This is a genomic window from Effusibacillus consociatus (assembly GCF_042652925.1).
GTDB lineage: Bacteria > Bacillota > Bacilli > Tumebacillales > Effusibacillaceae > Effusibacillus > Effusibacillus consociatus.
In genome coordinates, this window is the sequence record NZ_JBHSHC010000023.1 from 22,418 (window position 1) to 29,955 (window position 7,538).

At 47.3% G+C, this 7,538-nt stretch carries 6 protein-coding genes; 1 reads left to right on the forward strand and 5 read right to left on the reverse strand.

Features of this window, described 5'->3' with window-relative positions:
- Positions 1-104 precede the first annotated feature (104 nt).
- On the forward strand, positions 105-1,805 hold the full coding sequence (locus ACFO8Q_RS03930) for a phospho-sugar mutase (protein ID WP_380024437.1): 1,701 nt from the start codon (positions 105-107) through the stop codon (positions 1,803-1,805).
- 73 nt (positions 1,806-1,878) lie between these two features.
- Here the strand turns inward: ACFO8Q_RS03930 and ACFO8Q_RS03935 are convergent, their stop codons facing one another.
- The 5 genes from ACFO8Q_RS03935 to ACFO8Q_RS03955 form a co-directional block, all read right to left on the reverse strand.
- Positions 1,879-3,405: a tripartite tricarboxylate transporter permease gene (locus ACFO8Q_RS03935; protein ID WP_380024438.1), complete on the reverse strand. Its 1,527-nt coding sequence runs from the start codon at positions 3,403-3,405 to the stop codon at positions 1,879-1,881.
- A gap of 12 nt (positions 3,406-3,417) precedes the next feature.
- On the reverse strand, positions 3,418-3,876 hold the full coding sequence (locus tag ACFO8Q_RS03940; RefSeq protein ID WP_380024439.1) for a tripartite tricarboxylate transporter TctB family protein: 459 nt from the start codon (positions 3,874-3,876) through the stop codon (positions 3,418-3,420).
- 75 nt (positions 3,877-3,951) lie between these two features.
- A complete protein-coding gene (locus ACFO8Q_RS03945; RefSeq protein ID WP_380024440.1) occupies positions 3,952-4,983 on the reverse strand; it encodes a Bug family tripartite tricarboxylate transporter substrate binding protein in 1,032 nt (343 codons plus the stop codon).
- A 124-nt stretch (positions 4,984-5,107) separates the two neighbouring features.
- Positions 5,108-5,794 (reverse strand): response regulator, encoded by a 687-nt coding sequence (locus tag ACFO8Q_RS03950; protein ID WP_380024441.1) that lies wholly within the window; start codon positions 5,792-5,794, stop codon positions 5,108-5,110.
- A complete protein-coding gene (locus ACFO8Q_RS03955; RefSeq protein WP_380024442.1) occupies positions 5,784-7,382 on the reverse strand; it encodes an ATP-binding protein in 1,599 nt (532 codons plus the stop codon). The genes ACFO8Q_RS03950 and ACFO8Q_RS03955 overlap by 11 nt, the downstream gene beginning before the upstream one ends.
- Positions 7,383-7,538 lie beyond the last annotated feature (156 nt).

Genomic DNA, 7,538 nt, shown 5'->3' on the forward strand with positions numbered 1-7,538 from the left:
GCAGGAATCGACAGAAAAAGTAGCCATTTGACATGCCAATTTATTATATAATTGAAACGTTGCCACATATCTACATAGGTATTCAAAGAACAGGAGTGTATGAGTTGAACAGTTACCAGCTTGCCTACAAACGTTGGTTGGAGCATGACGAACTGGAATCCGCTCTGCAGGAGGAACTGCAAAGCCTGTCGGATGAAACCGATATTGAGGAGCGTTTCTACCGACATCTGGAGTTTGGCACCGGAGGCCTGCGCGGGATTATCGGAGCGGGGACCAACCGGATGAACATTTATACGGTTCGTCGAGCGACAGAAGGACTCGCACGTCATCTCTTGAAAAATGTACATAACTCCCGGCAAAAAGGGGTGGTCATCGCGTACGATTCCCGTCATATGTCACCCGAATTTGCAGTTGAAGCCGCAGGTGTCCTGGCACACAATGGAATAAAAGCATACATTTTTAAAGAGCTTCGCCCTACCCCCATGCTCTCTTTCGCTGTCCGCTATTTGCAGGCAGCCGGCGGAATTGTGATTACGGCAAGCCATAATCCGCCCGAATATAACGGCTACAAAGTGTATGGAGAAGACGGTGGACAGCTTCCTCCTCTTGCGGCCGATCAAATTTTGGCTGAAATCAACAATATAGAAAACGAACTCCTGATCCCCGCTTTGTCCAGAGAAGAAGGTGAAGCAAAAGGCCTGATTGAGATGTTGGGAGAAGAAATCGATCAAGCGTATACCAACCGCTTGTTATCCCTGTCCCTTCAACCCGAGGCTGTCAGACAAACAGCGGATGATTTGCATATTGTATTTACTCCTCTGCATGGAACGGGTGACAAACCGGTATGCAGAGTACTTGAGGAACTCGGCTTTAAGCACGTGCATGTTGTGGAGGAGCAGCAACAACCGGACCCCAATTTTTCCACCGTCACCTCTCCCAATCCGGAAGAACGGCAGGCATTTGAACTGGCCCTTCAATTGGCACAGCAGGTGAACGCCGATCTCGTGCTCGGTACCGATCCTGATGCTGACCGGGTCGGCCTTGTCACCAAAAACAGCCAGGGAGAGTATGTCGTATTAAACGGCAACCAAACCGGTGCCCTGCTCCTGCAATACCTGCTGGAACAGCGCAAGAATACAGGCAAACTCCCGGAGAACGGTGTAATGTTAAAAACAATCGTCACCTCAGAGTTAGGTCGTGCCATTGCGGATGCTTACAACGTCACTACAGTCGACACGTTAACCGGATTTAAATTTATTGGAGAAAAAATCGGCCAATATGAGCGTACGGGAGAATACAGTTTCCAATTCGGCTATGAGGAAAGCTATGGCTATTTAATTGGGGATTTCGTGCGGGACAAAGATGCCGTGCAAGCTGCGATGATGGCTTGCGAGATGGCCGCTTTTTACAAATCGAAAGGCATGACTCTTAACGACGCCCTGCAGCAGATCTACCGCACGTACGGATATTATTTGGAGGATCTCTCCTCCTTCACCTTTAAAGGCAAACAAGGTCTGGAGAAAATCAATCAAATGATGGAAGAGATGCGGCAAAGGCCGCTGGCTCAAATGGGAGACCTGGCCGTTCGGGAAGCGAAGGACTATCTTCCGGGAATCGACGGGCTTCCAAAATCGAACGTCCTGAAATACATCCTGGTGGACGACAGTTGGGTGGCCATTCGCCCATCCGGAACCGAACCGAAGATCAAATTCTATTTCAGTGCGGTTGATAAGACGCATGAGGCGGCACAAGCCAAGTTGAACATGTTGAAGTCGTTTGTGTTGGATTTGGTGAATCAACAATAACAGAACGGAATGAAACCCTGTCCTCAAAAGACAGGGTTTCTTGTTGATGTCGGGATTTTCACAGTTTTAGAGGTTACCCTTCGACATTGACAATAACTTTCTTGCCTCTCAGTTTCATTAACAGTGGAACCGTTACCCAAAGAACTGCAATCACAAGGAAGGCCAAAGAAGCAGGTTTTTGTACAAAAATCGAATAATCACCGTTGGAAATTGTAAGAGCTCTGCGCAAATTGTTTTCGATCATGGGCCCCAAGACCAGACCCAATACAAGCGGAGCCATGGGAAAGTCATTTTTGGCCAAGAAATACCCGATTACACCGCAGGCAATTAACAGCATAAGGTCAAACGTCGTTACCCGCACCGCGTATACACCAAAAATTGAAATCGCAACGATCATGGGGATCAAGTACTTGGGCGGCGTTTCAATTAATTTGGCAAATACCTTCACCAATGGCAAGTTGAGGATCAACAACATGACGTTCCCGATAAACATGCTCGCAATTAATCCCCAGGCGATAGTGGGATGCTCATCAAACAACAAGGGACCGGGCTGAACGTTATACATGATTAGCGCACCCATCAATACCGCAGTTGTTCCTGTACCGGGAATCCCCAATGTCAACAATGGAATCATAGCTCCACCGGAAGCCGCGTTATTGGCTGATTCGGGTGCCGCCACTCCCTCAATCGCGCCTTTCCCGAATTTTTCTGGATTCTTGCTTATCTTTTTCTCCAACAGATAGGCCAGAAAGGAAGCCAATGTAGCTCCTGAACCCGGTACAATTCCTTTGAAGAAGCCTACGAGCGATCCGCGAATGATGGGGCCCGCACTGTCTTTCAGGTCTTGTTTGGTAGGCAAAAGTTTGGTGATTCTGGCAATTTCCCCTTCATTACTGTCTTTTTCAAGAATCGTTTTAAACACTTCCCCAAGTGCAAACACGCCCACTGCAATGGTCAGGAATTCGAATCCGGAATACAGTTCAGGTATACCGTACGTAAAACGTGCAACACCGGACACAGCGTCCATTCCGATTGTAGCCAACATCAAACCAAACACGGTCATGATCAATGCCTTTGTAATGGACTTTCCGGCCAGACCGCTAAGGGCACAAAGCCCCAAAATCATTAACGAAAATTCGTCGGCGGGACTCAGTTTCAATGCAACATTCGACAGAGGCTCGGCCAATAATACCAACCCGAGGAGCGAAACCACCCCGGCTACGAAAGATCCTATCGCAGCGATTGATAAAGCGGCTCCCGCTCTTCCCTGCTTGGCCATTGGATATCCATCCAACACCGTTGCCACCGACGAGGATTCACCCGGTGTATTGAGAAGAATCGAAGTGGTAGAGCCCCCGTACATGGCACCGTAATAAACACCCGCAAGGAGAATAATGGAACTCGTCGCCGCACTCTCCGGCGGTAACCCGCCTGTTAAGGAAGCGGTCACAGGAATCAACAGGGCGACACCGCTAATCGGACCAATTCCCGGAAGAACCCCGACCATCGTACCTATCAATACCCCAGCAAAAGCAAACAATAAATTGTACCACTGTAAGGCAGTGCCGAATCCATCCAGTAAATATCCAAGTGTATCCATTGCCTTACCTCCCTAAAAACCCAACCAGGCTGGAAAGCCGGGTAAAGTTCCTTGTAAAACTTCAACAAAAACAAAATAAACACCGGATGAGAATAGGCCGGAAACCAGAATGGAGGAAATCCACTTTCCTCTCTCCATGGTTTGGAATCCAACCAACAGGAAAAGAAACGTACCGATCACATAACCGATGTCTTCCAGAAAGAATCCATACAAAACGGCTGCCGCCAAAATGATCAGAAACCTTTTATAATCCAGTGAAATCTTCTCGCGTTCAGTTTCCTTGTAACGAAAAGTTTCATAAAACAATCGAAGACTTAGCAACACAAGTATGAGACCCAGTCCGAAAGGAAAAATATCGGGTCCTACATTACTGCCGTAGGCACTCTCAGAGATTTTCCGGCTCTCGAACATAAAACCTGCTCCGATAACAAGGAAGAGCAAACTGGTGTATCGATCGAACTTTTTGCTCATCTCTCCATCCCTCTTTTTTATAAATTTTTCAAATGAACGAGGGAGAAGAGAAGCTCTTCTCCCAAATTCACAACTTTACTTGGCCATACCGAGCGCCGTTAACAATTCTTTAACTGTTTTTTCTTGATTATCAAGGAAGAGCTTAAAATGTTCGGAGTCTTTATATTCACTTTCCCAGCCATTCGCTTTCAATTCTTTCTTCCATTCTTCCTTTTCGGTCAACACCTTGATTTTCTCGTCCCAGTATTTCTTGGCATCAGCCGACATTTCCTTGGGACCGAACACGCCGCGCCAAATTGTAAATTCCGCATCAATTCCCTGCTCTTTCGCAGTCGGAATATCCTTCAAGTCGCCGCCAAGACGTTGTGCGGAAGTTACAGCCAACACTCGAACTTTACCTGCTTTCAAGTATTCACCCACAGAGGAGGCATCCGTACCGATAACCTGAGCGTTTCCACCAAGCAGAGCTGCAATCGCCTCGCCGCCCCCATCATAAGAAACGTATTTAATCGCCTTCGGATCTACCCCTGCTTTAAAAGCTGGCAAGATCGCAATTAAATGGTCCATTGAGCCGGGAGCTGATCCGCCGGCAACCGTAATCTTTTTCGGATCGGCTTTCAGGTCATCGATCAGGCTTTTCAGATCCTTATATTTGGAATCCGCTTTCACCACGATCGCTCCATAATCCTTCGTCAATTGAGCCAAAGGAGTTGTATCCTTGTAACCAAACGGGCTATTTCCTTCTTTCTTCAAATTGTTAATCAGGATCGGCGGTGAACTTACAAACAACTTATAATCATTCTTTTTATCCTGGTTTGCGTATTCCGCCAGGAATACTGCTCCGCCGCCGCCAGGCTTATTTTCCACGGTCATGGTCTGTTCCACTACCTTGGCTTCAGCCAATACTTTCGTGAAGGATCTTGCGGTTTTGTCCCAACCGCCGCCAGCACCGGATGGTGCCACCACTGTAATCGGCTTCTCCGGATACTTCGATGCCGCAGGCTTTGTATCTCCCGAAGATACGGGCTTAGTGCCACCGCCACAAGCGGTGAGTCCTACTGCTAAAGCAGTTGTGAGAGCCGCGATGGCCCATTTTCTTTTTGTCATAAAAAAACCCCCTCTATTATGAAAACGCTTACTATGTTTTCATCATAGAGGGAGCCATTCAATTTGAATAGATTTGTGTGAATAATGAAAATATCGTTTATTTTATTTATTTTGTTCATAAAGTTCACAGAGAACGGAAAACTTTTTCAGGTCTGCCGACTGTTCCATATATCAGATCACATTCAATCTGATTGGTTTCCACCATAAACTCCAAATACCGTCGTGCGGTGGTCCGGCTTACCCCCAACTCTTTGCCAACTTCTTCAGCCGTTACTGATTTGCCTGATGATTTTAAAAATGATTCAATCCTAAGCAGGGTTTTGCGGTCAATCCCTTTTGGAAGATCGGTGTGCTGGGTCCCAATTCGATTCCCAACGGTCCGATACAATTGATCGACCTGCTCCTGAGTAACTTCCGTAGACATAGGGATTTTTCGCGAAAACTCCTTGTAAGTTTCCAGCGCCTGGCGGAAGCGATCCAAATTGGCGGGCTTGATGATGATGTCAAGAACGCCGTTTCTCACCGCTTCCTGAACCATTTCCGCCTCTTTCGAAGCCGATATGACGATTGCATCGACAGGAATTCGTTCTTTTCTGATTTGGCGTAGCAATTCCATGCCACTCATATCCGGCAGGTAGATATCCAAGAGAACGAGATCAATCGGCATCTGACTGATTTTTTCGAGAGCCTCTTGCCCGGTTCCGGCAATTGCAACTATCGAAAAAGGCGAAACAGATTCCACGAACTCTTTGTGCAGTCCTGCCACCCTGAAATCGTCTTCCACAATCAATACCCGAATCTTATCCTGCATGTGTCTCCTCCCCTATCGAAAGCGGCAGCCGGACTTCCATCACAGTCCCGCTCTCGGAAGTCTCAATGCTTGTCTCCCCTTGAACATAGTCCACACATCGCTTAACGAGTGCAAGTCCGATGCCGGAATGATTCGGCTTTCCGGACACTCCTTCCTGAAAAATACGATGATAAATGTCGGGAGGTATGCCTGTCCCTTTATCAGTCACCCGTACGACTACCGCATCATCTTGTTCCCGGATCGTGATCTTCACGCTTCGCCGCGATTCCTCCAAATCAATCACAGCATCCATTGCGTTATCAAGCAGGTTGCCGATCACGGTAGTCAGCAGATATTGATCCAGGACCCGCTTAAGGGCGGACAAACGGCTGTTGGGGTCAACCTCGAGATCCACTTTCAGTTCGGCAGCCCGGTTATATTTGCCGACAAGCAAAGCGCTTACAGTAGGATCTTGAATCCGGTGAACAAGAAACTCCAGCAATTGTTGATGCCCCGTAGTCACCTGATTGATAAAGCCAAGCACTTCGTCATATTTTTTCAGTTGAATATAACCTGCAATCAGATGAAGTTTGTTCATGAATTCGTGTGTTTGTGCACGCAGCGAATCGGTATACTGTTTAAACTCAGACAACTTGGCAGAAAGCGAACGCAGTTCAGTCTGATCACGAAAAGTGGCCACCACGCCAATGCGTTTTCCTTCCACCTCAATCGGAATCCGATTCGTAACAATCACCGCATCATTCAAAATCATCTCAATGTCATGCTCGGATTGCCCGGATTGCAGAACTCTCGGCAGTTCCGAATGGGGAATCACGTCTTTAACCGGTTGTCCAATCACATTTTCATCAACCTGCAGGATTCGTTTCGCTTCATTATTCACAACCGTAATTTCTTCCTTGTCATTGATTGCAATGATTCCTTCCCGGATCGATTGCAGGATCGCTTCTTTTTGCTTGAACAAACTCGCAATCTCCACCGGTTCAAGTCCAAATATATCCCGTTTGATAATTCGCGCGAGAATAACTGCACCTATTGAACCAATCATCAGTCCCGCCATTAAGATCCAGAAAACTTCCTTGTTATAATCCCAGATTGAATCCCAGATGTCTTCCGTTAAAAAGCCGACCGATACAATACCGACAATCTCCCCGTTCCGCCCCACAACGGGCACTTTTCCCCGAAGAGATTGGCCAAGCGACCCTTCCGCCTGAGAAACATATTCCCGTCCTTCAACGAAAGCCATGTCATTATCGCCGCCGACCATTTTCTTTCCGATTCGCTCCGGAATCGGGTGAGAATATCGAATACTGTCCCGATTTCCGACAACCACAAATTCAGCGCCTGTTGATTTGCGTATCGATTCGGCTATAGGCTGAATGACAGCCGAGGGATTGTCACTGTAAAAGGCTTCTCTCACCATCGGATTCTCCGCCACGATTCGTGCAATATCAAGAGCGTTCTCGCCGGTGTGCTGCAAAATGCTTTGCGAAAAAATATAAACAAACAGCGGTCCCGTCACCAGAACCACCGTTACCAGCAGAATAAACTCCATCAGAATGATTTTGGTATGAAGCTTTAAGCGTCGCATCTCTATCGCCACCGTGATAGTATAGTCTCTGCTTAAATAATACCACACTCAATCGAATTACTAGACTTGAGGCAAAAATTGCCGCCAAATCGGGTAGGAGGCTACCCATTAATTGAGTAGCCGGCCTCCCACACCACCGTACGTACCGTTCGGTAT